22 protein-coding genes are annotated in these 22,065 nt (G+C 53.1%); 9 read left to right on the top strand and 13 right to left on the bottom strand.

Annotated features, from left to right (window positions below; genetic code table 11):
• Positions 1-224 precede the first annotated feature (224 nt).
• The 5 genes from ACE99V_RS13770 to ACE99V_RS13750 form a co-directional block, all read right to left on the bottom strand.
• Complete coding sequence (locus ACE99V_RS13770; protein ID WP_400491671.1) at positions 225-962, bottom strand: exonuclease domain-containing protein; 738 nt, start codon at positions 960-962, stop codon at positions 225-227.
• 15 nt (positions 963-977) lie between these two features.
• On the bottom strand, positions 978-2,138 hold the full coding sequence (locus ACE99V_RS13765) for a DUF294 nucleotidyltransferase-like domain-containing protein (protein ID WP_400491670.1): 1,161 nt from the start codon (positions 2,136-2,138) through the stop codon (positions 978-980).
• Positions 2,038-3,378 carry an ammonium transporter gene (locus ACE99V_RS13760; RefSeq protein WP_400491668.1) on the bottom strand — a complete coding sequence of 447 codons (1,341 nt, stop codon included), beginning with the start codon at positions 3,376-3,378 and terminating at the stop codon, positions 2,038-2,040. The genes ACE99V_RS13765 and ACE99V_RS13760 overlap by 101 nt, the downstream gene beginning before the upstream one ends.
• A 135-nt stretch (positions 3,379-3,513) precedes the next feature.
• Complete coding sequence (locus tag ACE99V_RS13755; RefSeq protein WP_400491667.1) at positions 3,514-4,764, bottom strand: MFS transporter; 1,251 nt, start codon at positions 4,762-4,764, stop codon at positions 3,514-3,516.
• A 120-nt stretch (positions 4,765-4,884) separates the two neighbouring features.
• Positions 4,885-5,025 (bottom strand): hypothetical protein, encoded by a 141-nt coding sequence (locus ACE99V_RS13750; RefSeq protein ID WP_400491666.1) that lies wholly within the window; start codon positions 5,023-5,025, stop codon positions 4,885-4,887.
• Positions 5,026-5,195: 170 nt separating this feature from the next.
• Here ACE99V_RS13750 and ACE99V_RS13745 point away from each other — a divergent pair, with 170 nt between their 5' ends.
• The 3 genes from ACE99V_RS13745 to ACE99V_RS13735 all read left to right on the top strand — a co-directional run bounded on the left by ACE99V_RS13745 (position 5,196) and on the right by ACE99V_RS13735 (position 6,558).
• A complete protein-coding gene (locus tag ACE99V_RS13745; protein WP_400491665.1) occupies positions 5,196-5,543 on the top strand; it encodes a toprim domain-containing protein in 348 nt (115 codons plus the stop codon).
• 58 nt (positions 5,544-5,601) lie between these two features.
• Complete coding sequence (locus ACE99V_RS13740) at positions 5,602-5,811, top strand: hypothetical protein (RefSeq protein WP_400491664.1); 210 nt, start codon at positions 5,602-5,604, stop codon at positions 5,809-5,811.
• A gap of 120 nt (positions 5,812-5,931) precedes the next feature.
• On the top strand, positions 5,932-6,558 hold the full coding sequence (locus ACE99V_RS13735; RefSeq protein WP_400491663.1) for a LysE family translocator: 627 nt from the start codon (positions 5,932-5,934) through the stop codon (positions 6,556-6,558).
• On the opposite strand, the gene ACE99V_RS13730 is transcribed toward ACE99V_RS13735, so the two are convergent.
• On the bottom strand, positions 6,559-7,389 hold the full coding sequence (locus ACE99V_RS13730) for an undecaprenyl-diphosphate phosphatase (RefSeq protein WP_400491662.1): 831 nt from the start codon (positions 7,387-7,389) through the stop codon (positions 6,559-6,561). It lies immediately after the preceding gene.
• A 282-nt stretch (positions 7,390-7,671) separates the two neighbouring features.
• Between ACE99V_RS13730 and ACE99V_RS13725 the strand changes: the two genes are divergently transcribed.
• Positions 7,672-8,547, top strand: a complete 876-nt coding sequence (locus tag ACE99V_RS13725; protein WP_400491680.1) for a CvfB family protein — start codon at positions 7,672-7,674, stop codon at positions 8,545-8,547.
• 181 nt (positions 8,548-8,728) lie between these two features.
• On the opposite strand, the gene ACE99V_RS13720 is transcribed toward ACE99V_RS13725, so the two are convergent.
• The 3 genes from ACE99V_RS13720 to ACE99V_RS13710 are packed head-to-tail and all read right to left on the bottom strand — an operon-like array spanning position 8,729 to position 12,195.
• Positions 8,729-10,666 carry a TRAP transporter permease gene (locus tag ACE99V_RS13720; RefSeq protein ID WP_400491661.1) on the bottom strand — a complete coding sequence of 646 codons (1,938 nt, stop codon included), beginning with the start codon at positions 10,664-10,666 and terminating at the stop codon, positions 8,729-8,731.
• Between the two features lies 1 nt (position 10,667).
• Positions 10,668-11,201, bottom strand: coding sequence for a DUF1850 domain-containing protein (locus ACE99V_RS13715; protein WP_400491660.1), 534 nt, complete (start codon positions 11,199-11,201; stop codon positions 10,668-10,670).
• 7 nt (positions 11,202-11,208) lie between these two features.
• Complete coding sequence (locus tag ACE99V_RS13710; protein WP_400491659.1) at positions 11,209-12,195, bottom strand: TAXI family TRAP transporter solute-binding subunit; 987 nt, start codon at positions 12,193-12,195, stop codon at positions 11,209-11,211.
• Positions 12,196-12,403: 208 nt separating this feature from the next.
• On the opposite strand from ACE99V_RS13710, the gene ACE99V_RS13705 reads away from it, so the two are divergent.
• The 3 genes from ACE99V_RS13705 (at position 12,404) to ACE99V_RS13695 (ending at position 15,739) form a co-directional block, all read left to right on the top strand.
• The gene (locus ACE99V_RS13705) at positions 12,404-13,681 is read left to right on the top strand and encodes a sensor histidine kinase (protein WP_400491658.1); all 1,278 of its coding nucleotides are present in this window, start codon (positions 12,404-12,406) and stop codon (positions 13,679-13,681) included.
• Positions 13,682-13,685: 4 nt separating this feature from the next.
• A complete protein-coding gene (locus tag ACE99V_RS13700) occupies positions 13,686-14,606 on the top strand; it encodes a response regulator (protein ID WP_400491657.1) in 921 nt (306 codons plus the stop codon).
• Positions 14,607-14,683: 77 nt separating this feature from the next.
• On the top strand, positions 14,684-15,739 hold the full coding sequence (locus tag ACE99V_RS13695) for a tetraprenyl-beta-curcumene synthase family protein (protein WP_400491656.1): 1,056 nt from the start codon (positions 14,684-14,686) through the stop codon (positions 15,737-15,739).
• 12 nt (positions 15,740-15,751) lie between these two features.
• On the opposite strand, the gene ACE99V_RS13690 is transcribed toward ACE99V_RS13695, so the two are convergent.
• Positions 15,752-15,925 (bottom strand): DUF5325 family protein, encoded by a 174-nt coding sequence (locus ACE99V_RS13690; RefSeq protein WP_400491655.1) that lies wholly within the window; start codon positions 15,923-15,925, stop codon positions 15,752-15,754.
• 200 nt (positions 15,926-16,125) lie between these two features.
• On the opposite strand from ACE99V_RS13690, the gene ACE99V_RS13685 reads away from it, so the two are divergent.
• Together ACE99V_RS13685 and ACE99V_RS13680 are read left to right on the top strand one after the other, a co-directional pair.
• Positions 16,126-16,743, top strand: coding sequence for a PilZ domain-containing protein (locus ACE99V_RS13685; protein ID WP_400491654.1), 618 nt, complete (start codon positions 16,126-16,128; stop codon positions 16,741-16,743).
• Positions 16,744-16,790: 47 nt separating this feature from the next.
• Entirely contained in the window at positions 16,791-17,876 is a 1,086-nt protein-coding gene (locus ACE99V_RS13680; protein WP_400491653.1) for a PQQ-dependent sugar dehydrogenase, read from the top strand.
• Here ACE99V_RS13680 and ACE99V_RS13675 read toward each other — a convergent pair.
• The 3 genes from ACE99V_RS13675 to ACE99V_RS13665 are packed head-to-tail and all read right to left on the bottom strand — an operon-like array spanning position 17,851 to position 21,880.
• Positions 17,851-19,089, bottom strand: coding sequence for an MFS transporter (locus ACE99V_RS13675; RefSeq protein ID WP_400491652.1), 1,239 nt, complete (start codon positions 19,087-19,089; stop codon positions 17,851-17,853). The genes ACE99V_RS13680 and ACE99V_RS13675 overlap by 26 nt on opposite strands.
• Positions 19,090-19,149: 60 nt before the next feature.
• Positions 19,150-20,304 (bottom strand): winged helix-turn-helix domain-containing protein, encoded by a 1,155-nt coding sequence (locus ACE99V_RS13670; RefSeq protein ID WP_400491651.1) that lies wholly within the window; start codon positions 20,302-20,304, stop codon positions 19,150-19,152.
• Positions 20,294-21,880 (bottom strand): sigma-54 interaction domain-containing protein, encoded by a 1,587-nt coding sequence (locus ACE99V_RS13665; protein WP_400491679.1) that lies wholly within the window; start codon positions 21,878-21,880, stop codon positions 20,294-20,296. The genes ACE99V_RS13670 and ACE99V_RS13665 overlap by 11 nt, the downstream gene beginning before the upstream one ends.
• Between the last annotated feature and the right edge of the window lie 185 nt (positions 21,881-22,065).

Raw genomic sequence — 22,065 nt, 5'->3', positions numbered from 1 at the left:
TCTTTATTTCCTTGTGCTGCGTCTATTGCGGATATACTCCAGCACGCAGGAAGCAAAGGCAGCTATCAGAAAATCATGCGCGGATTGGATTGGGAGAAAGGAACCGCAAACCTGGAGTCCATCTCCAGGATGAATCCTGAAGCGGTCAATATCTTTGTACGGTGTGGTCGAAGCTCGAAATGGAAGAATGATTTTTATTTCCGGGCAGGTGGCTATTAACGGGTTTACCTGTATCCAATGTCTGCGTAAACCTGTTGAAGGTCATGGTACCCCTGTCGGATCGCCTTCTCCACGTAAATACCCCAGAGAGCGGCGGCTGCAAAGGCATCGCAATACGCGTGGTGGCGCCTGGATATCTCAATCTGATGGGCCGCACACAGGGCGTCGAGAGAGGTGTTGCCGAGCGGGCCGTTCAGCAGGCGAATCAACAGCATCGTGTCCAGCAGGCGGTGGGTAAATTTGGCGCGGCTCGTTTTCCACAGAGCTGCCCGTAAAAATTCGCGTTCATGCCGGGAGTGATGGGCGACAAGCAGGCGGTTCCCGACGAATTGGAAGAAGCGGGAGAGGACGACGATCAGTTCGGGAGCTCCCTCTGCCATTCCAGGCTTGATTCCGGTTAAAGAAGCGATATGTTCGGGAATGCCTCGTCTGGGATTAACCAGACTGTAAAATGATTCTCCCTGGAGTACCTCGCTTCCTCTCATGGCAACTGCCCCGATGGAGAGGATCTCGTCCCCATGGTCAGGATAAAATCCGGTAGTCTCCAGGTCCACCACCACCACTTCCAGCTTCTGCAGCGGAATGGTCCCACTGTTCTGCTGGAGCAGATCCTTCTTCATCGACCGAAGAAAGGCGAGCTGACGGGGATCAGCGGTTGTACCCGGAGACGAAAGTGTGCTGGGCAGCCCTGCGTCCCGGCTGAAGTTCCACAATCGGTGAAAGGGATTTCGCGATGGTTTCATGGCTCCTCTCCTCGCTTACAAGTTACCGTGAGGCAGTTTGGCTGTCATTTTCTGCAGAAGCAGGGCCAGTTTCATCGCTGCTTTGATCGTGGAGAGCGTTTCTTTGGGGAGTTCGGACAGTTTGATATAGCTGTTGCTGAGATACTGTTCATCTTGCCAGTGCAGCGGCGGCAAAAGCCGCAGTCCCAACAGCTGGCGGAAGTGGTGTTCGACTGATCGGCTGAATTCTTCCGGCCAGATTCCCTTCTCCCGCAGCGCCGCTGCCCTTTCCAGTGTAGTCGTCGCGCGGACGCCGCAGGCAAGGGCGTAGTGTCGGACACAGTTGACAAAGGGGAGGTACACGCCGTTTTTCAGGTTGATGGCCCCTCGATACCGACCCTGTACCTCGGTGGTGATACGTCCGAACCAGCCGAGAGGGACGCGGTGGTATAGCGTGTTGCTTGCCAGACGCGACAGCAGCAGCGGGTTGTTTATCAACTGCTGATAATAGTGTGCTTCGACGGGCGCGAAGATGGAAGCATCTCCAGTTAAGACCCGTGCATCCCCGGCAAGAAGCAGATAGCGGGCGTTTTCCCATGTGGGATTGTTGCGCCAGTCGTCATACAGTGCGATCCATTGCTCGATGCTTCCGCGCCAGCGGTTGTGGACACAGGTAACATTACCGTGGCAGGGCGGGTATCCCGCCTCCTCCAGCCCCTGGACGATGGAGGCGCCAAACAGGTGGAAGTATTTGTGCACCTCTTCCCGTTCTCCCTTGTTGAGATGAGGGGGCAGCTGGTAAACCAGGCCGTTGTCCTGGTCGCTGACAAGCGCCTGCTCCTGCCGCCCACCGCTTCCGAATAACAGAAAAGCGTAGGGGACGGGTGGTCTCCCCAGTCCCAACTCTTCCAGCTTTCGAACCGAGAGCTCAACACTTTGCCGAATAAGCCGATCGTGAATCATGTTGACCAAAACGGCCAATGGAGCCAACTCTCCGGCCCGCTTCAGCCGGGTGATTCCGGAGATGTCCAATAGTTCCCGGCGAAGCGACGACAACTCGCGAAAACTGGTTGTATTGGCAATCCGTTGATTCTGCTCAAGTGAGAGAATGATAGGCTCTACTCTCCCGTTTGGCGTTGATGACTCGTTCCGGTTGGAGAAGTTCGGGATAACCGTATCCCCCGTGTTCGCTGACATCAAGACCCACCACCTCTTCTTCCTCCGTTACACGCAATCCCATCGTTGCCTTCATTATGGCGAGGATGATGTAAGAGACGACCAGCACATAAATCAGGGAGCTGAATACACCTAACGCTTGCACACCGAGCTGATGGAATCCGCCCCCATAAAGCAATCCCGGCTGACCGATGCCCACTTTTTCTACCAGGGCAGGGGTAGCGAAGAAGCCGTTGGACAGCGTTCCCCAGATACCGGCGATGCCGTGAACAGAAAAGGCGCAAAGCGGATCATCAACACCCATCCGATCGAACCAGATGGAAGTAAAGAATGTAAGAATACCTGACACAGCACCAATTACGATGGATGCCCACGGATCGACGAAAGCGCAGGAAGCGGTTATTGCCACCAATGCTGCGAGAACGCCGTTCAGCATGCTCGGGATGTCTGCCTTCCCCATCACAGCCCAGGAGATGAGCAGCGTTGCCACGGCGCCGGCTGCAGCCGCCAGGTTGGTGGTTAGAGCCACATGGCCGAACAGACCTGACACGGAGCCGAATGTCGATCCTGCGTTAAAGCCGAACCAGCCGATCCACAGAATCATGACGCCGAGCGTGGTATACACCTGATTGTGACCGGGGATGAGGTTGGAGCTTCCGTCCTTGTTGTATTTGCCGATGCGCGGCTTCAGCATGATGGTTGCCACCAGAGCGGCCGTTGCTCCCGTCAGGTGAACCACGGTTGAACCGGCAAAGTCCTGTTTTCCGTGTCCAGCCAGCCAGCCTCCGCCCCAGATCCAGTGGCCGATTACCGGATAGATCAAGACGGTGAAGAGCACGCCAAAGACGAAGTAAACGGAAAGCTTTGCCCGCTCGGCGAAACCGCCCCAGGCGATCGCCAGGGAAACGCCGGCAAAAGCAAGTTGAAACAGAAACTTGATCCCGACCGGAATTTTGGCAAAGGAGAGGGATTCATAGGCGGTCGCCGCTGTCTCCTCCGTTCCGTCGAAGAAGAATCCGGTCAGCCCGATAAACGGGTTGCCGTTTCCGAAGGTAAGTCCAAAACCCAGTGCCCAGAACGTCAAAGCGCAGATACCGAAAGTGAGGACGGTCTTGCCTGCTACATGGCCTGCATTTTTCATTCGGGTAGAGCCCGCTTCCAGCAGAATGAAGCCGGCCTGCATGAAGACCACCAGAATGGCGGCCACCATGACCCAGGTGGCGTCAACCGCTGACGTGATTTGTGCAAGCGCTGGTTCCATACGATCCACTCCTTTGCATGTTAGATAATCTAACATAAATTTATATATGTCAGATTATATGACATATATAAAGAAAAGTGCAATTCATTTTTCAAAAAATTTTGTTGATGGATGCAAAAAGCCAGCTCCTCTGCATTAGACAGAGGGAAGCTGGCTTTGTTGATGATGTTGTTGTCGTTCCTTTCGCTCCAGAAAGAGTCCGAAGGCAATCATCGCCGCCAGGAACAGTCCGCTCACCAGAAAAAGGTGGTGTACCGCCCAACTGCCCAACCAGAGGGCTCCCATGCTGCTGGACATCACGGAAAAGAACGTGAACAGCAGCATGTTGAGCGCGTAAACCTTTCCCGTGTTGGAATCGGCGACTTTGGTCTGGATGGCGGTAACGGTTGGGATGCCAATCAGCGGACCTCCCACCCCGGCAATTGCTGCAGAAAGGTAGACAATCCAGGCAACCTCCTGACTCAACGCCATGGAGATGAATCCGGCCGACTGAATCAGCCAGCCCATCAGGATGACGAACAGGTGGCGGTGGTATGTCAGTCTGGCCATGTACAGGCTGCCCAGCAGGTTGCCCGCTCCGTAGCATCCAACCAGCACACCAAGCATGCCGGCGTCGCCTTTTCCCATCGTATCAGCAAGGACGGGTAAACCGACGCTCCAGCATACCTGCCAGACGATAAAGCCCATATTGCTGAACAGAAGGATGTAAAACAGCAGCCGGTTGTGTGTCAACTCGCGAACCGCAGAGCCGATGTCACGCCAGTACTGTCCTGCTGTCATCCGGGTGCCTCCGGCCGCGTGGCCATTCAGGAGCGCTTTTCCGATCGCGTAGACAAAACAGGCGGACAGCAGATAGCTGGCAGCGTTCACGAAAAACAGGCTGGCAATGGGGACAACTGCGGCAAGCAGACCGATCGTCATGGGGGCGAGGATGCGAATGGTGCGAAACGTCGTGTCGAGGATCGCGTTGGCTCGGCTAAGCTGTTCTATCGGCACTACCGCTTTTAGCGCGACCGTTTTGGACGGGTGGAAGAGGGTGGAGAATACCCCGATGAAAAACTGGGCTGTCAGGAAAAAGGAGAACTCATCTACACCGGACGCAACCATCAGCCCAACCATTACCACGATGACGATACGCGCAGCGTCCGCGCTCACCATCAAGGTTCGGGGACTGTAGCGGTCAGCCAGCACGCCCCCTATCAGATAAAACAGGAACCCGGCAATCATCTCCGGGATCGCAATCAGACTTAGGGCTGAAGCCGATTTCGTCTTTTGCAGCAAATACCAGAGCAAGGCAATACCGTAAAACTGGTCACCGATGTTGGCCGTGACCTGTGCCATCCACAGAAGCAGAAACGAGCGATTTTTCCATAAAGACGGTTCCACGAATGACAACTCCCTGTTCGATCCAATAACAATCTGAAAAAAGATTTTTATCAGAATAGCAGGAACCAGTTGGAAAGTAAACAGGAAGCCTTGACAAAAGGTTTCCTGTATGATGATAAATCAGCGTTGGTTCTTTTGCTGCTTATGGGATGAACCTTGATTGGATTCCGTGTGGGTGTCGTCTGCAACGGTGCTGCTGGTCAGTCCGGTTACGGCGAGCCCTTTTTGATTCAGGTTTTTTGCGCTTTTCCACTTTGCCATGAACGCTTTCGCTCCTTTCGGTGCTGTGATATCCTTACGTTTCCGTCCATGCTGCAAGGATAAACAGCCATTTTTTGCAAGTCATCGATGCGGTTCATTCGAACGGGTCCGCTTCGTTATACTAAAAGGAAAGCAAATCGATGCAGCATCGCCACCAAGGGGGGGAACCGATGGAAGAACGCATTATCATCGTCGAGGGCAAAACGGATAAACAGCGGTTACTTCAGGTTCTGGCCGAACCGGTATCCATCTATTGCACGAATGGTTCATACAGCGCCGAAAAAGCACAGCAGCTGGCGGAAAAAATCGAACAGGCAGCCGAGACATTTGTGTTCACGGACGAAGATTACAGCGGCAAAAAACTTCGGGCCCAACTGGAGGAAGACTTTCCTTACGTGACACACCTCTACACCAAAAAGATATTTACCCAGGTGGCCAATACCCCTCTGGACGTGCTGGCGGAAATTCTGGAGCGAGCGGGTTTTGCTGTGCAGACCGACAAGTGGAATCAGGGATAACTTGCCTTCACAATGGCAATAACAATCATAGTGTTGATTTTTGCGGAGGTGACCGTTTTTGCGAAATTTACTCACGTTTATCAATCGGATGAACATCCTCGTATGGCTTATTGGCATTTTTGCCGGACACGCTTTGCTGTACCTTCTGCTGGGAACCGATACCTGGCTGGCCACATCGCTTTTGGCGACTGCCTTCTACGGGATCGTGTTTTTGGTTGCGAAACTGGCGGCCAGACGATACGCGAGCGACAGGGAGAAAATTCGGTAAATCGACCCGAAAGGCGCACACCCAGCCGGTTTTTAGGCTTGCTGGGTTTTTTCCTATGGAAAAATCTGATAACCTATGAAAGGAAATGACACACAGAAAAAGAAGTGAGGGAGATCGGAGATGGAAGGCTATACCGTATTTGTGTTGATGTCGCTTGCTTTGATCATTACGCCGGGAGCGGATGTGGCGCTCGTGACCAAAAATACGCTGTCTCATGGAAAAAAGGGAGGAATGGCTGCCGTTTTCGGTATTACGGCAGGAGTTTTGGTGCACATGCTGGCGGCAGCGCTGGGGATTTCCGCCATCATTGCCCAATCCGCCCTGTTATTTGAAATCGTCAAATACATCGGGGCGTGCTATCTCGTCTTTTTGGGGGTTCAGTCGCTCATCTCACTGCGAAAGGGGCGTCATCAAGCAGATCCAACGGGAAACAAGAACGAAACGCAGAATGCCCCATCCGGCTTTCGGCAGGGGCTGTTGTCCAACGTTCTCAATCCCAAAGTCGCCGTGTTCTTTTTGACCTTCTTGCCTCAGTTCGTCAATCCGGCAGAAAATACGTTTTCACAAATTTTCCTGATGGGTTTTACCTACGCCGTTTTAGGCCTGCTCTGGCTGACCCTTTACATTTGGCTGATTGATGCGATGCGGACGATGTTTCACAAGCCAGCCACGCAGAAGACGTTTCAAGGAATCACCGGCACGTTGCTGATCGCGATGGGCCTTAAGCTGGCAATGGAGGACAGGTAATCAGGAAAAGAAGCAATAAATCACGGCAGCAAGCGCAATGCGATAGAGGGCAAACGGGACCAGTTTGATTCTGTTAATAAGTTTGAGAAAGAAGCGGATGCAGATCAAAGCGAATACGAACGCACTGATAAATCCAACGATAAAAAATGGCAGCACATCAAGTGTGAAGTACTCCCAATTCTTCACCAGGAACAGAAAACTGGCCCCTGCCATAATGGGAACGGCCATGATAAAGGTGAAATCTGCGGCAGCACGGTGACTCAATCCCGCCAGTACTCCCCCGGATATGGTGGAACCTGAACGAGAGAATCCTGGCCATATGGAGATACACTGAAATAATCCGATGATGAACGCTTGTTTATAGGTAATGTCATCAACCGTGTTTGCTTGGGGACTCTTTGGGCGGAACCAATCAGCCGCCAACAACAGGGCAGCGCCCGAAATTAACCCGAAGAGCACGGTATTCACAGAAAAAAGATACTCATCCACGTAGTCGTCAAACAAGACTCCCAGTACGCCGGCGGGAAGCAAACCGACGAACACCTTCATTAAGGATAGCTTCGGTCCCCGCGCTTCGCTTTTTGTTGCCTGTTTCTGTAAGCCGAGCAAACTTAGGAATTGCTCTTTCATGACAATAACCGCAGCCAATATGGACCCTAGCTGAATGACAACCTTGAATGTGTTTGCAACCGGTGGTGACAACAACTCTTTTGATTTCAGCAGGATATCATCAACGAGGATCATGTGACCGGTAGAGGATACGGGTGCGAATTCCGTCAGTCCTTCAACGAGCCCTAAGACAAAGGCTACAAAAAGTTCCCATAGATTCATGTGATCTCACCTCATTAGACGTTTGAACGCATTTTATATGTATGTCTCGGAGATGCAGACTTGCCTATTTTATCACGATTCCAGCAGCATGGCGAAAAAAAGTTGTGGAAAATGGCGGAGTGGGAAGGCTATAGTTAGGGATGAAGTTGAGTGAGAGAATGAGGATGTGGTTGTGTGTACAGGCAGAAAAGAGAGCAGCGATCTGCGCGCGGAAAGGCCGTCCAACCTCATAAGGGGAAGAGAGTAACGATTCCGAAACCTGCCGGTCGGCTGCAGGCAGGGATGATTGTGACGCTGCCGGTGTCGAAAAAAACGGAGTTTGGCTACTTTCTGAAAGAGGATGACGCGGAGATTCTGCTTCATCAAAACGAAGCGACCGGTGCTCCCCTTCACGTAGGGGATGAAATAGAAGTGTTCCTCTACCACGACCACGAAAATCGTCTGGCCGCCACCATGGAGATGCCGATTGTGCGCCTGGGCGAATACGGCTGGCTTGAGGTGGTGGACATCGCCCCGAAGATGGGCGTGTTTTTGCACAACGGTGTGAAAAAGGATCTGCTGCTGTTCGTCGACGATTTGCCCAAGCTGCGCGATGAGTGGCCGCGACCTGGAGACCGGCTGCTGGTTACGTTGAAGCGGGACAGGCACGGAAGACTGCTGGCAAAACCGGTGACGGAGGAAGAGATTCAGGCTTTCGCTGTTCCTGCGGGCAGGGAGATGCACAACAAATGGGTGGAAGGTACGGTTTACAAGGTCATCCAGGCAGGCGCTTTCCTGTTTACGGAGGATGAACACGTGTTGTTCATCCATCGGGAGGAAATGACGGAGAAGCTGCGTCTGGGTCAGACCGTTCGCTGCCGTGTCAGCTTCGTACGGGAGGACGGGCGTTTGAACGGCTCGATGCGGGCGCCAAAGGAAGTGCAGTACGGCGAGGATGCAAAACGGCTGCTTCAGTACATGGCAGACCGTGGAGGTGCGATGCCGTACACGGACGACACGCCGGCGGACATTATCCGGGAAAAGTTTGCGATGAGTAAAGCGAGCTTTAAACGGGCGCTTGGGAAGCTCCTGAAAGAACAAAAAATTGAACAGGATGAGGGCTGGACCCACCTCAAGCGCGAGGAACTGGACCGACTTCTGGAAAATGAGCAGAGCTGACTTCTGAGTGAAGTCAGCTCTCATTTTTTAGTGTATAAGAATTTATAAATTTGGACATCCCATACAGCCGCTAGAAAAGTGTTCGGGGCCCCGCCCGGCGAAGCGTTAGTTAATGCCGGGTGGGTTTTCTTAGTAGGGAGGGGCACCGCTCGGCGCAGCGTAAGCCTTTGCCGGGCGGGTTTTAAGAGACTTGCGGTAGATTCTGTTTGCGGGCTTTGTACATCGAGAGACCAAACACAACTGCCAGGATGGCAAAACCGATCAGGTCGGTGGTCAGTCCCGGAACGACGGCAAAGATCCCGCCGACAACAGCGAAAACGCGTTCCAGCGGATTCAGTTTGGACATCCAGAATCCGATCAAGCCGGCCCCTACTCCAATCATGCCGACCGTGGAGGTAAACATCACCCACAGCGATTCCGTGAAGGTGGTGTTGATCAGTAGCAGCTGCGGTGACAGCACGAAGATGTACGGTGCCATGAAGGCAGCGATGGATAGGCGGGTGGATTCGACGCCTGTCTGTATCGGCTTGGAATTCGCAATACCGGACGCGGCGAAGGCGGCCAGAGCAACCGGCGGCGTGATGTCCGCCACGATTCCGAAGTAAAAGGTAAACATGTGCGCCGCGATCTCCGGTACGCCCATTTGAACAAGCGCAGGTGCGGCGATGGTGGAGGTGATGATGTAGTTTGCCGTCGTCGGCGTACCCATTCCCAGGATCAGCGAGGCAATCATGGTAAAGAACAAGGTAAGAATCAGGATACCGCCGGCCAGGTCAATCAGACCGTTCGCCAGCTTCAAACCGATACCGGTGAGGGTGACGGTACCGACGATGATACCCGCACAAGCGGTTGCAGCGACCACTCCAAGTGCCACGCGGGCACCGTCCGCAAGTGCTGCCAAAATGTCAGCAAGCGACATGCGCGTCTCTTTGCGAAATGCTCCGACGATGATCGTGGACACAATACCGATAATGGCGGAACGCTCTGCCGACACACCGATCATCAATACGCCGATGATGATCAAGATTGGCAGCAGCAGGTAGAGCTTTTTCAGCACTTCTTTTTTGTCAGGGAGTTCTTCTTTTGTAAGGCCGCGCAGCCCAAGTCGCTTTGCCTCGAAGTGAGTCATGATCCAGATCCCGACAAAGAACAGGATTGCCGGCAGAGCAGCGGATTTGGCGATTTCCAGATACGGCACTCCGATAAATTCCGCCATGAGGAAGGCGGCAGCACCCATAACCGGCGGCATGATTTGTCCGCCTGTCGAGGACGACGCTTCGACGGCGGCGGCGAACTCGGGTCGATAGCCCAGACGCTTCATCATCGGGATGGTAAAGGCCCCGGAAGTTACCACGTTGGCGACAGAACTGCCGCTGATGGTACCTTGCAATGCGCTGGAAAAAACAGCTACTTTTGCCGGACCGCCAATGCGGCGTCCCGCGATGGCCAGCGACAGGTCGTTAAAGTATTCGCCTACGCCTGTTTTTTCCAAAAAGGCGCCGAACAGGATAAACAGGAAGATAAACGTGGAAGAGACACCGAGCGGAGTGCCCAGAATGCCTTCCAGTGTAAAGTACGTGTGGCCAATGATCCGTTCAACGTCGGAGCCGCGGTGTTCCAGGAAACCAGGCATGTACGGGCCAAAATAGGTGTAGAGCAGGAAGAGTGCCGCAATGATGGCGATCGGCAGGCCGACGACGCGGCGAGCCGCTTCCAGAACCAGTACGATAGCCACCCCGCCGATCACCATATCAAGCGTGGTGTAGTTCCCTGTCCGTTGAACCAGGCCTTCGTAGTCGTACACCCAGTACAGGGAGACGAGGACGCTGATCACCCCCAGGATGATGTTGATCAGGCCTACTTTATTTTTGTTGTCTTTCGCGCGCGCCGGATACAGCAAGAAGACCAGGCCTAGCCCAAAAGCCAGGTGGATGGGCCGGTGAATCTGTGGCGGCAGCGTGAGGAACAATGTAGCTGTCAGCTGGTATACGGAAAAAAGAACCAGTAATCCGAAACCGATCCACTTCATTGGTCCGGAGAGCTGTCGTACAGCCGATTCCTTGTCGTACTTCGCGATCAGCTGTTCCATCTCTTGCTGACTCATGTTTTGTGTGCTCATCTTAGTACCCTCCAATCTTTTCAAGAATTGATTGTTTTTCCACTCGAATCACCACCGCTTTGCCGGGTGAAACCAGCGAGGCAAGCGGGATCTCCTTTTCTCCAAAAAGCAGTGTATGGTTAGCTCTGACCTGTCCGATAAACAGGTGAAGAGCAGGGAAGACCTGATTCATGTTGACGATGTGAAATCCGTCATCCTTTGTCACCAGTTGTTCACCGGGAGCCAGTTCGCTGTTCATGCCGATTCCATAGTCCTTGAAGCTCATCTCGATGAGGACGATATGCTCGCCGCGTACGCGATAATACTCGATCACGGGAGATCGATGAATGGAATGAATCCAGCGGATGGCAAACGGACTTTCCTCTTGGACGCGCCCGCTCCATACCAGTTGATTCGTCTTGGCATCTCTTACGACGAGTACGTGAAAAAGGGGAATGATAGCGCTTAATAAACAGATCGCAGCCAAAAGCAGCAAGGAGAAAAGGCGGAACGTTGTCCGCCCTTTCTTTTTCATTACCTGTTCGTTTTTCAACATGAATCACTTACTTAACGCCTTTTTCCTCAAAGAATTTCTTTGCTCCCGGATGAATCGGCAAGCTTACGCCGGCCAACGCGCTTTCCAGCTTGATTTCTTTTGCCTTTGCGTGACCCAGTTTATCGGTGTTCTCAAAGATTGCTTTCGTTACTTTGTACACCAGGTCTTCGCTCAGGTCGGCACGAACAACCAGCATGGATTTGACGGATACGGTTGTGACGTCGTTTGGCACCGTTTGATAGGTGTTGCCTGGAACGGTGGTTTTTACGTAGAACGGATATTTCGCGATGATCGCATCGATTTTGTCAGCATCAACCGGGATGATTTTTACGCCTTTGGTAGCAGCCAGTTCAGTAATCGCAGCTGTTGGCGTACCTGCTGTCTGGAAAGCGGCATCCAGTTGTCCGTCCTGGATTGCTTTCGCAGAGTCAGCGAAGGAGAGGCGCTGCAGTTGCAGGTCTTCAAACTTCAAGCCATAGGCTTCGAGGATCTGTTGAGCGTTCATTTCGGTACCGCTTCCTGGAGCACCTACGGAAACGCGCTTTCCTTTCAGGTCAGCGACGCTGTTGATATTGCTGTCAGCAGCAACGACGATTTGAATGGTTTCGTTGTACAGAGCGCCGATAGCATTGAACGACTCGATTTTTCCGTCCTGTTGGAACATGTTGGTGCCTTTGAACGCGTATTCGGCGATGTCGCTTTGCGTGAAAGCGATATCAGCTTTCTTGTCGCGAAGCAAACGCATGTTTTCGGCAGAAGCACCGGTCGATTGAGCCGTTGCCGTGATGCCGGCGTTTTTGGTGATTTGGTCTGCCATACCGCCGCCGAGCGGATAGTATGTACCGCCGGTGCCGCCTGTTGCGACGATCAATTGCGAAGGATCGTTGCCGCCGGCTTTACCGTCGCCAGCACTGTTGCCGCCTCCGCCACAAGCCGTTACGATCGACATCGTGAGCAGCAGCACGAGAGAAAGAAGGTAACTGCGTTTTTTCATCTGATAGTCCCCCTTACTATTTTTGTAATGTGTTCAGTAACAATACTATCCATTTTTCGCAATTATACAATATTTTATTGGCAACAAATGGATAGCAGTCACACTTATGCTCATTGTAAGCGCATACCTATAAAAAACTACAAAAATCTATACAATATTATAGTAAAATAATGTCGAAAAACTTTGCACAAAGAAAGTGTGCTGCCTGATGAGAGAGAACGTATACATTTTGCTGTTGATGCTGGTCATGGTACCGATCGCGGGAGAGCTGAAGTTTCATCCCTTTAACGACGATTTTCGGGTCAGCTTCGGGACGACAGCCTTTTTCTTCTTTTTGTTATGGATTCGAAAAATTCCTTCGGCCCTCAACGGAATGATGGCGGGAATCGTCGTGGTGTTGTTCCGGATCGGATTGGATTGGCTCTTTGCTGACGGGTTCGATATCTCCGCATCTTACCGGCTGCATCTGCCCGCGTTCTTTTTTTATCTCACATACGGCTTGATGTTTTCGCTGCTGCGAATCAATCAGTACCACCATCGCCCGCTGCTGGTCGGATTGATGGGCACAGGTGCCGAAATCGCAGCCAATATGATGGAGCTGGCGCTGCGCTCTCCGGTCCTGGATACGGTGGTCACGCTGCCGGTCATGGGACAAATTGCCGCAATTGCGCTGATTCGCAGCTTTTTTGTGCTCAGTTTCTTCAACATGATTCAATTGCGGCAGGCAAAATGGATGGAGGAACAGCAGCGTATCCGAAATGAGCATTCGCTCATGATGATCTCCAACTTGTACGAGGAATCCGTTCAGCTGAAAAAAACGCTCCAGCACGTGGAAGAAATCACCCGTGATTGCTATGAGCTGTACCGTCAGCTAAAGGAGACGCCCGCCGCAAGCGGGACAGGTTTCGCCCAGAGAGCGCTGCGGATTGCCGGACAGGTGCATGAGATCAAAAAGGACAACCAGCGGATCTACGCCGGCCTGTCCAAAATGATTTCGCACGAGAATGCCACAGATTACATGAACATCCATGATCTGATCGAGATTATTGTCCGATCCAATCAAAAGTACTCCCGCCTGCTGGGCAAAGACGTTATGTTCGTCACGGACATAAGCGCTTCCCCCACAGATTGCCACATCTACACCACGCTTTCCCTGCTAAACAATCTCGTAGCCAATGCAGTCGAAGCCATTCGCGAACAAGGGACCGTCTCCATTGCCGTCGTCGAAGACCGGGAATGGATCGAGTTTCGGGTAAGAGATGACGGAGAGGGGATCTCGGTGAAGGACAAGGAGCTGTTGTTCAAGCCCGGGTTTACCACGAAGTTCGATTTTTCCGGCAAACCCTCTACAGGAATCGGACTTTCCTATGTGAAGGAACTGGTGGAGAGCCTGCACGGCACGATTGCCGTAGAAGAAAACACCGATGGATTTACAACCGTGTTCATCATTCGCATGCCGGTGTCCAGTCTTGTGCAGAAAGGTTGATATTATGCGGTTTTTCATTACGGATGACGATCAGGCGGTTCGATCGATGCTGTCTCAGATCATTGAGGACGCCGACCTTGGCGAAGTGGTCGGGGAGGCCGAGGATGGCTCGCTGGTAGATGCAGATTTGCTGGCGTTGAAGAAAGTGGATATTTTACTGATCGACCTGTTGATGCCGAATCGCGACGGAATTGAGACGGTGCGGCAGCTGAAGGGGTTTGACGGCAAAATCATCATGATTTCGCAAATCGAATCGAAAGATATGATCGCGGAAGCTTATTCGACCGGAATTGAGTATTTCATCACCAAACCTGTCAATCGGCTGGAAGTGATCAGTGTCATTCAAAAGGTGAGTGAGCGGGTGCTGCTGCAAAAGTCCATCGAGGACATTCAAAAGTCGCTCAGCGTGCTCGGCATGGGCAAGCCCAGGGAGAAGAAGGAACAGCCGTTTGCGGAGCCTGGCATCATCACTTCAGGTAAATACCTTCTGACCGAGCTGGGGATGATCGGTGAAAGCGGCAGCAAAGATCTTCTGGACATGCTGGAGTACATTTACCGCAACGAAAAGGAAAACCCTTACGACAACAAGTTCCCCTCACTCAAAGAGATCTTTCACAATGTAGCCGTCAAAAAAGCGGGGGTATTCGCTTCGCCAGCCGATGTGCAAAAGGAAGTGAAAGCCGCGGAGCAGCGTGTCCGGAGGGCCATCTATCAGGCCTTGACTCACCTGGCTTCGCTCGGTCTGACCGACTACACCAACCCTAAATTCGAGAAATACGCTTCTCATTTTTTTGACTTTACGGAAGTGCGCAAAAAAATGCTGGAGTTGGAAAACGACAGCGATTCTTCCGTGTCCACAGCGCGCATCAACACAAAAAAGTTTATCCTCGTTCTGTATCTGGAGGCCAAGCGATTGATCGGATAGGTGCAGGTTTCGTGGGCAAAAATGAGGAGAAGAAGAAGCGACTGTGGTAAAATATTCATGGTAAGGGAGGGAATGGCGTGAGGGAGCTACGCAAGCCGTGGCAGCTGCTCTACAGGATGTATCGACACGTACAGCCAACACTGGAGGCGGAGTTTGCCGCCTGGTACAAGCGAGCGCAGAACATCCCGGACCCGGAGCTGCGAAAGCAGGCTCTGGCCAGCATGGACACGAAAAAGTTCCATTGCCAAGGGGGCGCTGTTTATGCCGCGCAGGTCATTCCATACGTACCCGTAATCGTGCCGCTCATCGTCGCCTATCAAACGATCAGCGACTACCTTGACAACTTGTGCGACCGCAGCACGTCGCTCGATCCGGAGGATTTTCGCCAGCTGCACAGGTCCATGCAGGACGCGCTGACACCAGGCGCTTCGCTTCAGGAGTATTATCGGTATCGCGAGGAAAAGGATGACGGCGGCTACTTGGCCGCCCTGGTGCAAACCTGTCAGTCCTATATGAGTCAGCTTCCGTCCTACGCCAAAATTCAGCCGCACGTGTTGAAACTATCCCGCCTGTACAGCGATCTGCAGGTGTACAAGCACATTGCCCACGACCGACGCGAAAGAGAGCTGCTCGCCTGGTGGGAAATCCATCGGGAAGAGTATCCGCAGATTTACTGGCAGGAGTTTTCTGCAGTTGCCGGTTCGACCATCGGCATCTTTGCCCTGTTTTGCCTGGCGACGCAGCCGGATCTTGACGAGGAGTTGATCGCATCCTTGAACAGTGCGTATCTCCCCTGGATCTGCGGGCTTCACATTTTGCTTGACTACCTGATTGATTTGGAAGAGGACAGGCTTGGCGGCGATCTCAATTTTGTCAGCTACTACAGTTCGGAACGTGAAGCGACCGAGCGGCTTCAGTTCTTCATCCAACAAGCAAAGGCAAGCGTTGTCGGCTTGCCTAACTCCGGATTTCACCGTATGATTGTGGACGGGTTGGTGGCGTTTTACCTCGCTGATCGCAAGGTAAACCGCAGTCAACCGCGCATTTACACGATCGCCAGGCAGCTCTTAAAGCAGGCAAAGGGATTTCCTTCCGCGCTGTTTTACGTAAACAGCCTGCTGTTGCGACGATAACGGGTGGGTATCTTAACGCAAGTGTTTTCGTTTGTAAGAAAAGCCTGCGCCCATGAGCAGAACGGTACCGGCGATTCCGGCGATGATGCCGAGAATGCTGCGCTCGCCGATGGCTATACCAATGCCGACCAGACAGGCAGTCACCCCGATTGCCAATGCGAGTGTCACTAACTGATAACGATTCATGAAAAACAGCGCAGGAGACTCGCCTTTTAAAAGGCGGAGAGCTATGCGCCTTCTCTCCTTTCGATTTGTAGAATGTCACTACTATCGAATATAACAGAATTAGTCCTCCCCATTATACCTCATTTTGCGAAAAAAGATTGACGCGTTTTCGGCGCGAGGTAGGCAGATCGCCGGTTAAACTATGATTGTGGAGGCAACAGATGGACAGCATCTTGCAGATCAAGATGGGCAAAACCATGTATGAGGGAAGCGTTACATACGACGAAGGCGACTTGATCGAAGCCGTGTTTCCTGACCGCTTGAACGTGACCGTGGGAGATCAATTGCCGTGCCTGATGACCAGCCATTATGAGACGATTACCAACTTTGAGGCGGTGGTGATAGCCAAAGACGACAACCGCGTCTTTCTCTTCCGCTCTCCGACAGCAAGCGAATTCCGCGAGCAGCGTCGTCGGTATCCTCGTTTTGACACCGATCTTAGGGCCTGGATTCAATATCGCTCAGCTGACAATACCGATCCGTTCGGTGTACGCAATCAGATGGTGGATTTGATCAATGTAAGTCTGGGGGGATTGGCCTTTCGCTCACAAAGACCTGTCCCTTCTACCAGCGATCTCCTCTTTTTTGTCGAGCTGTACGGACGAAACCGGCAGGATGGGCTGGTGCACGCAAGCCTGCAGGTGATACATGAACGAATTGACAATTCGTTTTACTTCTACGGATGTAAAATAAAAACGATCAGATCCCGCTACTTTCACACCTTGCGCAAGTACATCCTGCAAAGACAGCTGGAAGAGCGGCGGAGCCTCAACTTATGATCCGGGAAATGGGTTCGCGATGCGCAACTTGGATCGGGAGGATTGGCATGAAAAACAGATGGGTCATCTGGATCGCAGCGGCGGTCCTCTTGCTGACGGAATTCGGATGCGAGTCAAAAAGCGCATTGCAGCCGGTCGTTCCCTACACGCCCGACATTGTCGCTGAAAATCTGGATGTTCCGTGGGCACTCGACTTCGCGCCGGACGGGCGCATTTTTTTTACGGAGCGCCCGGGTACGGTACGGGTCATCCAAGGTGAGAGGCTCTTGCCGCAGCCGGTCATTTCCTTTCCAGCCCCGTTCGTCAGCGAAGGAGAAGGCGGCTTGCTGGGACTTGTGATCGATCCGGATTTTGCAGCCAACCGCTTCCTGTACGTATACCACACCTACCGCGACCAGGGAATGATCTTGAATCGCGTCGTGCGGTTGCGGGAACAAAACAACAGGGCAACGGTAGACAAGGTGCTGATCGACAGGATTCCGGGAGGACGCATCCACAACGGCGGCCGCCTGAAAATCGGCCCTGACCGGCGATTGTACATCACCACCGGAGATGCAGGTTTTCCGCAAAATGCGCAAGATCTCTCCAGCCTGGGAGGCAAAATCCTCCGCCTCAATCTGGACGGGACGATTCCTGCGGATAATCCCTTTCCGGGGTCTCCCGTATACAGTTGGGGTCACCGAAATCCGCAGGGGATCGCCTGGAACCCGGTGGACGGCAGGATGTACAGCTCCGAACACGGTGCCTCGGCCAACGATGAAATCAATGGGATCACACCGGGAGCCAATTACGGCTGGCCGATTGTTCAGGGCAGTCAGCAGGCAAGCGGAATGAGCGTCCCGCTATTGCACAGCGGCAGCAGTACCTGGGCGCCGTCGGGAATGACGTATGTCACGACGGGGCCATGGAGCGGCAGCCTGCTGGTTGCCTCTTTGCGAGGGGAACAGATTCTGCAAATCGATGTGAAATCCAGGCAAGTTCGTTCCTTTTTTCAGAACACGTACGGTCGGATTCGCGATGTGATCGAGAGAAGCGACGGATCCCTCTACATCCTGACGAGCAATCGTGACGGCCGCGGTGAGGAAAGGACCGGAGATGACAAGATGATCAGGCTGATGCCCGCACGTCCTTGACAGCGTCTGGGTGCCGCCCCCAAATGACCGACTGCAGCAGGATGCCGATCGCACCAATTGCTGCTGTGATAAACCCGATGGTCTGAAACGTCAGGCTTACCCCAAACAAAGTAATACATACACCGCCGATCAGGGGTGCTATGATAAATGCGCCGCTGGAGAGAGATTCCATAATGCCGGTTACACGCCCAATTGCCTCCTTGGGCGTTTCTTTTTGCCGCAAGAAGTTGGAGCCGACAGCGGAAAGACCTGTTCCGATTCCCCCGACAAAGGATGCGACGAGCAGCCAATGGAATCCCGATCCCGGCTGAAACGTCCCAAGCCATCCAAACATCAACCCGATAAGCAGAAGCCCGCCCCCGAGCAGCCAACCGTACGAGCGGATTTCGGATAAACGGTTGAGGCCCGCAACCGTAAGCAGTGCGCCGATACCGATAGCGCTCAGGGTCCACCCCATGATTTCCGGGTGATTGGGCGCCTTTTCGCGAAAGAGAACGGAAAACTGCGCGTCGACCAACTGAATCGCCATCAGCCCAATGAGTGAAAAAAGGGTGCTGGCCAAAAGCAGGCGATTTCTCAATATCACCAGCCAGCCCTCTTTCCAGGCTTCGCGAATGCTCTGTTTTTGCTGCTTCCGAGCCCCATGATCATGTGTTTCCCCTACGCTGCCGATTGACGTGAGCAGGATGGCGGAGACGGCGAAGCTGCACGCGTTTACCATCAGGCAGATGAATGGGGATACGGAGGCGGCAAGCGTTCCACCCAGCAGTGGACCCAGCACCTTCCCAAGCTGAAACACGGTCCCATTCATGGTGGTCGCTTTGAATAATTGATCAGCAGGGACCACCTGGCGCGTCAATGCTTCCTGGGCGGGTGTATGGAACACTCGGACGCTCGAACGCAGGCAGAGCAACAGCAACAGCCACGCAGGATTTGGCGCCAACAACAACAGACCCGTTAACACGGCGCGGATGATGTCTGTAAGGATCATGAGGCGAAGCTTGTTGCTGCGGTCGGCGTAAATGCCCGCGAATTGTCCGAACAGAATGCCCGGGCCGGCGTACATCAGCGGGAGCAAAGCGATGGTCATCGGTTCCGCTTTCCAAACAAACCCCAGCAAAATCGACACGGCGATGAAGTCGAACCAGTCCCCCAATGTGGAAAGTCCATATGCCGTAAACATCCTCATGAACGTGCGGTTTTTCCAAAGCATCAAAAATCCCCCTTGCTCGAGTGATTCCTTCAAGCGTACGGGGGAAATGTCAGAGCATGATCAGAGACGGTTTTTCAACAGCGGAATCATGATCTTTTCCAGTTCGGCAAACTGGTACTGCTCCGCCAACTGCTGCCACACTTTTTCGTACTTCCGCTTCCATTCCGGATCGGTATCAAATTTGCGCAGAAAGAGAAGAATGTGACGCACACCGTTAATCAAATGAGGCACAAACTTGGTCCGCTTGAGCACTTCAATGCCTTCATCCAGCATCTCTCGCGCTTCCGCAGGTTTTCCCTGTCTGTACATCCACAGCCCTTTGGCGATGGAAAATGTGCCTAATTCACGCTGCATGGGCATGTTGCGCAGCAAGGCTTCGGCAGCTTCAATCGCCTCCTTGGCCAAGCGGTGATCTCCGGTATAGATGGAGAAATAGAGTTGTTTTACGTGAAAAATGAGGGAGAAACTATTGGAGTTCATCGCAGTGATAATCGGTTCAATGGCCTCCAGTTGTGCTTTTGCCTGTTCAATTCGCCCTGTTTCCAAATAGACTCCGATTATGTTCAGGTCAAAATCTTTTTGCCACACCGGTGGGAGCAGCTGCTTTTGTTCGACGATGCGCTCGAAGTACGGAAGAGCCTGCTCGGCATCCAGCTGAAAAGTCAGGCAGATGTGTACGAGGTAAAACGCTTTTTCCCAAAAAGCAAGTTCGTCCGTTTCCACGATCCAGCGGAAATCGCCCATGACGAAATGCATGTACACGCGGTAAAACGGGTCGATTTCTATCCCTAAGACATCCTGGTTGGCCGCAAGCGTCTGCATGGCAGCACCCATACCCATCCCGTGATATTTGGAAAAAAGCTTTGTGACGCTTTCCAGGAATTCGCTGTCGTGTATCAGGGGATTGTCAGGAGAAAGCGGCATTTTCTGCGTCAATCTGTACCCGTATCCTCTGATCGTATCGATGGTGAACAGGGTCTCCCAGTTTTTCAGCTTTTTGCGAAGCCGGTAGATATGGTCATCCACGGTCCGGTCACTCGGCTCTTCCAGCGGCCAAACATGGTCGAGCAGTGCTTCGCGGGAAAAGGAACGGTTTCGGTTGTTGTACAAGAATTCGAACAAGGCGTATTCTTTTGGCAGCAGTTGAATGGTTTCGCCGGCGTAAACGGCTTGGAACTCTCCCGGTTTGAACTGAACGAGTCGGCTATTCCCCATAATCAATCCCATACTTTCTCATTTTGTTGTACAGCGTGCCGCGAGAAATGCCAAGCAGCTCCGCAGCCGCTTTTTTATTGCCGTACGTGCGATCCAGCGCAGCCAGTATCCGCTCCTTTTCACCCAGCGGTTGTTCGGCAGAAGTGGGGGCGGGACGCAACGTCGGCGGATAGCCGGTGGTCAGCGTCAGCGATGGAGGAGTGAGTTCTGCTTTTGTCCGGATCGGGCCGGGCAGGTGTTCCGGCAGGATCGCTCCCCCTTCCTGAAGAATGGAGAGTCGCTCGATCACGTTTCGCAGTTCGCGAATATTGCCGGGCCAGGCGTAGTCGAACAGCGCCTGCATCACCTCGGGAGCGATCCGGGGAACGGGCTGCTCGTGGGTGATTGAGTATTCGTGAAGGAAGATTTGCACCAGTTCCGGAATGTCTTCCCGCCGTTCGCGCAGCGGTGGAATTTCCAACGTAAACACGTTGAGACGGTAGTACAAGTCCTCGCGGAAGCGCCCCTCAGACACCATCTGCTCCAACTGGCGGTTGGTTGCGGCGATTATCCGCGTGTTGACCGTGATCGGCTCCGTACCGCCCACGCGGTAAAATTGACGTTCCTGCAAGGCCCGCAGCAGCTTTACCTGCAGCTCCAGCGGCAGCTCGCCGATCTCGTCGAGAAAAAGCGTACCGCCGTGAGCCAGCTCCAGCTTGCCCGGTTTTCCTTTTTTCTCCGCTCCGGTAAATGCGCCTCCCTGGTAGCCAAACAGCTCGCTTTCAAACAGGGCGGCAGGTATGGCGCCGCAGTTGATGGCGATAAACGGCTTTTCGTGTCGCCTGCTGGCCAGATGAATCGCTTTGGCAAACAGCTCCTTGCCTACGCCGCTCTCCCCGTAGAGCAATACGGTGGCGTCCGTGGCCGCCACTTTGCGGGCAGACTGAATGGCGGCCTGTATCGGGGCCGAATGTCCTTTAATCGCATAGAAAGGGTCATCCGCCGCCTGAAAGCGGCTCATCTCTTGCTGTAAGTTGTGCAGATGGGCGGTAGTATCGGCAAGCTCTTCGTTCAGGCGAACCAGTTCGGTGATATCCTGCTCAATGGATATAGCGCCGATGATCGTACCGTCCTGGCGGATCGGTGCTGCGTTAATCAGCACGTGTCGGTCGGGCCGAGGTACGTGATAGACCCGCTGCACGGATGTTCCTTCCGACAGGGATTCGATCAGTCGGATGGATTCGCTGGCAAAATGTGTCTCGAGCGGTGTCCCGATTACCTGTTCCCGATCAATCTCGTAAATTTTCTCGGCGGCTGTGTTCCAGTACTGCACGATATTGTGGTTGTCCACGATGGTAATGGCTTCACTCATCGTGTCCAGCAGTGTATCGAGCAGGGCGGATTGATTCGCGGCCAATGAGACGAAGCGATGCAGCAGCTCCATAACGGGAATGATTCCCGTGGGACGGCCCTGACCGTCGACGAGCACCAGATATTGGGCAGCGGAAGAACGGGTTCGCAGTATGGCCCCGACATCCTTAAGCGAGAGGGTTTCCGCCACGACAAGGACGGGAATCTGCTCGTCTCCCATGGTCATTACACCATCTCCAAGGTTGCCGCGTATGTTGATAAGAGCGGAGTTGAGCGGTTTTGCCAGGGAACCGATGGGGTAATCAAGTGAGAATAACGGTATCAAAAAATCACATCCTAACAGAAAGGTAAGAAAACATCGCGCAGCGTGAACCTGCCTGCTTTTGATCATAAGTGTACAAGGTTGCACAC

Source organism: Brevibacillus soli, from assembly GCF_044759095.2.
In the GTDB taxonomy this organism is placed as follows: Bacteria; Bacillota; Bacilli; order Brevibacillales; family Brevibacillaceae; genus JBIYSM02.
The sequence above is the reverse complement of the archived record's forward strand: the minus strand, read 5'-3'. Positions and strand labels throughout refer to the sequence as shown.

Bases quoted from the DNA above. Each gene is read 5' to 3' on its own strand.
- ACE99V_RS13770 (WP_400491671.1), bottom strand. From the start codon at position 962: ATGAAACCATCGCGAAATCCCTTTCACCGATTGTGGAACTTCAGCCGG.
- ACE99V_RS13765 (WP_400491670.1), bottom strand. From the start codon at position 2,138: ATGTCAGCGAACACGGGGGATACGGTTATCCCGAACTTCTCCAACCGG.
- ACE99V_RS13760 (WP_400491668.1), bottom strand. From the start codon at position 3,378: ATGGAACCAGCGCTTGCACAAATCACGTCAGCGGTTGACGCCACCTGG.
- ACE99V_RS13750 (WP_400491666.1), bottom strand. From the start codon at position 5,025: ATGGCAAAGTGGAAAAGCGCAAAAAACCTGAATCAAAAAGGGCTCGCC.
- ACE99V_RS13745 (WP_400491665.1), top strand. From the start codon at position 5,196: ATGGAAGAACGCATTATCATCGTCGAGGGCAAAACGGATAAACAGCGG.
- ACE99V_RS13735 (WP_400491663.1), top strand. From the start codon at position 5,932: ATGGAAGGCTATACCGTATTTGTGTTGATGTCGCTTGCTTTGATCATT.
- ACE99V_RS13730 (WP_400491662.1), bottom strand. From the start codon at position 7,389: ATGAATCTATGGGAACTTTTTGTAGCCTTTGTCTTAGGGCTCGTTGAA.
- ACE99V_RS13725 (WP_400491680.1), top strand. From the start codon at position 7,672: ATGATTGTGACGCTGCCGGTGTCGAAAAAAACGGAGTTTGGCTACTTT.
- ACE99V_RS13720 (WP_400491661.1), bottom strand. From the start codon at position 10,666: ATGAGCACACAAAACATGAGTCAGCAAGAGATGGAACAGCTGATCGCG.
- ACE99V_RS13715 (WP_400491660.1), bottom strand. From the start codon at position 11,201: ATGTTGAAAAACGAACAGGTAATGAAAAAGAAAGGGCGGACAACGTTC.
- ACE99V_RS13710 (WP_400491659.1), bottom strand. From the start codon at position 12,195: ATGAAAAAACGCAGTTACCTTCTTTCTCTCGTGCTGCTGCTCACGATG.
- ACE99V_RS13705 (WP_400491658.1), top strand. From the start codon at position 12,404: ATGAGAGAGAACGTATACATTTTGCTGTTGATGCTGGTCATGGTACCG.
- ACE99V_RS13700 (WP_400491657.1), top strand. From the start codon at position 13,686: ATGCGGTTTTTCATTACGGATGACGATCAGGCGGTTCGATCGATGCTG.
- ACE99V_RS13690 (WP_400491655.1), bottom strand. From the start codon at position 15,925: ATGAATCGTTATCAGTTAGTGACACTCGCATTGGCAATCGGGGTGACT.
- ACE99V_RS13685 (WP_400491654.1), top strand. From the start codon at position 16,126: ATGGACAGCATCTTGCAGATCAAGATGGGCAAAACCATGTATGAGGGA.
- ACE99V_RS13680 (WP_400491653.1), top strand. From the start codon at position 16,791: ATGAAAAACAGATGGGTCATCTGGATCGCAGCGGCGGTCCTCTTGCTG.
- ACE99V_RS13675 (WP_400491652.1), bottom strand. From the start codon at position 19,089: ATGCTTTGGAAAAACCGCACGTTCATGAGGATGTTTACGGCATATGGA.
- ACE99V_RS13670 (WP_400491651.1), bottom strand. From the start codon at position 20,304: ATGGGGAATAGCCGACTCGTTCAGTTCAAACCGGGAGAGTTCCAAGCC.
- ACE99V_RS13665 (WP_400491679.1), bottom strand. From the start codon at position 21,880: ATGACCATGGGAGACGAGCAGATTCCCGTCCTTGTCGTGGCGGAAACC.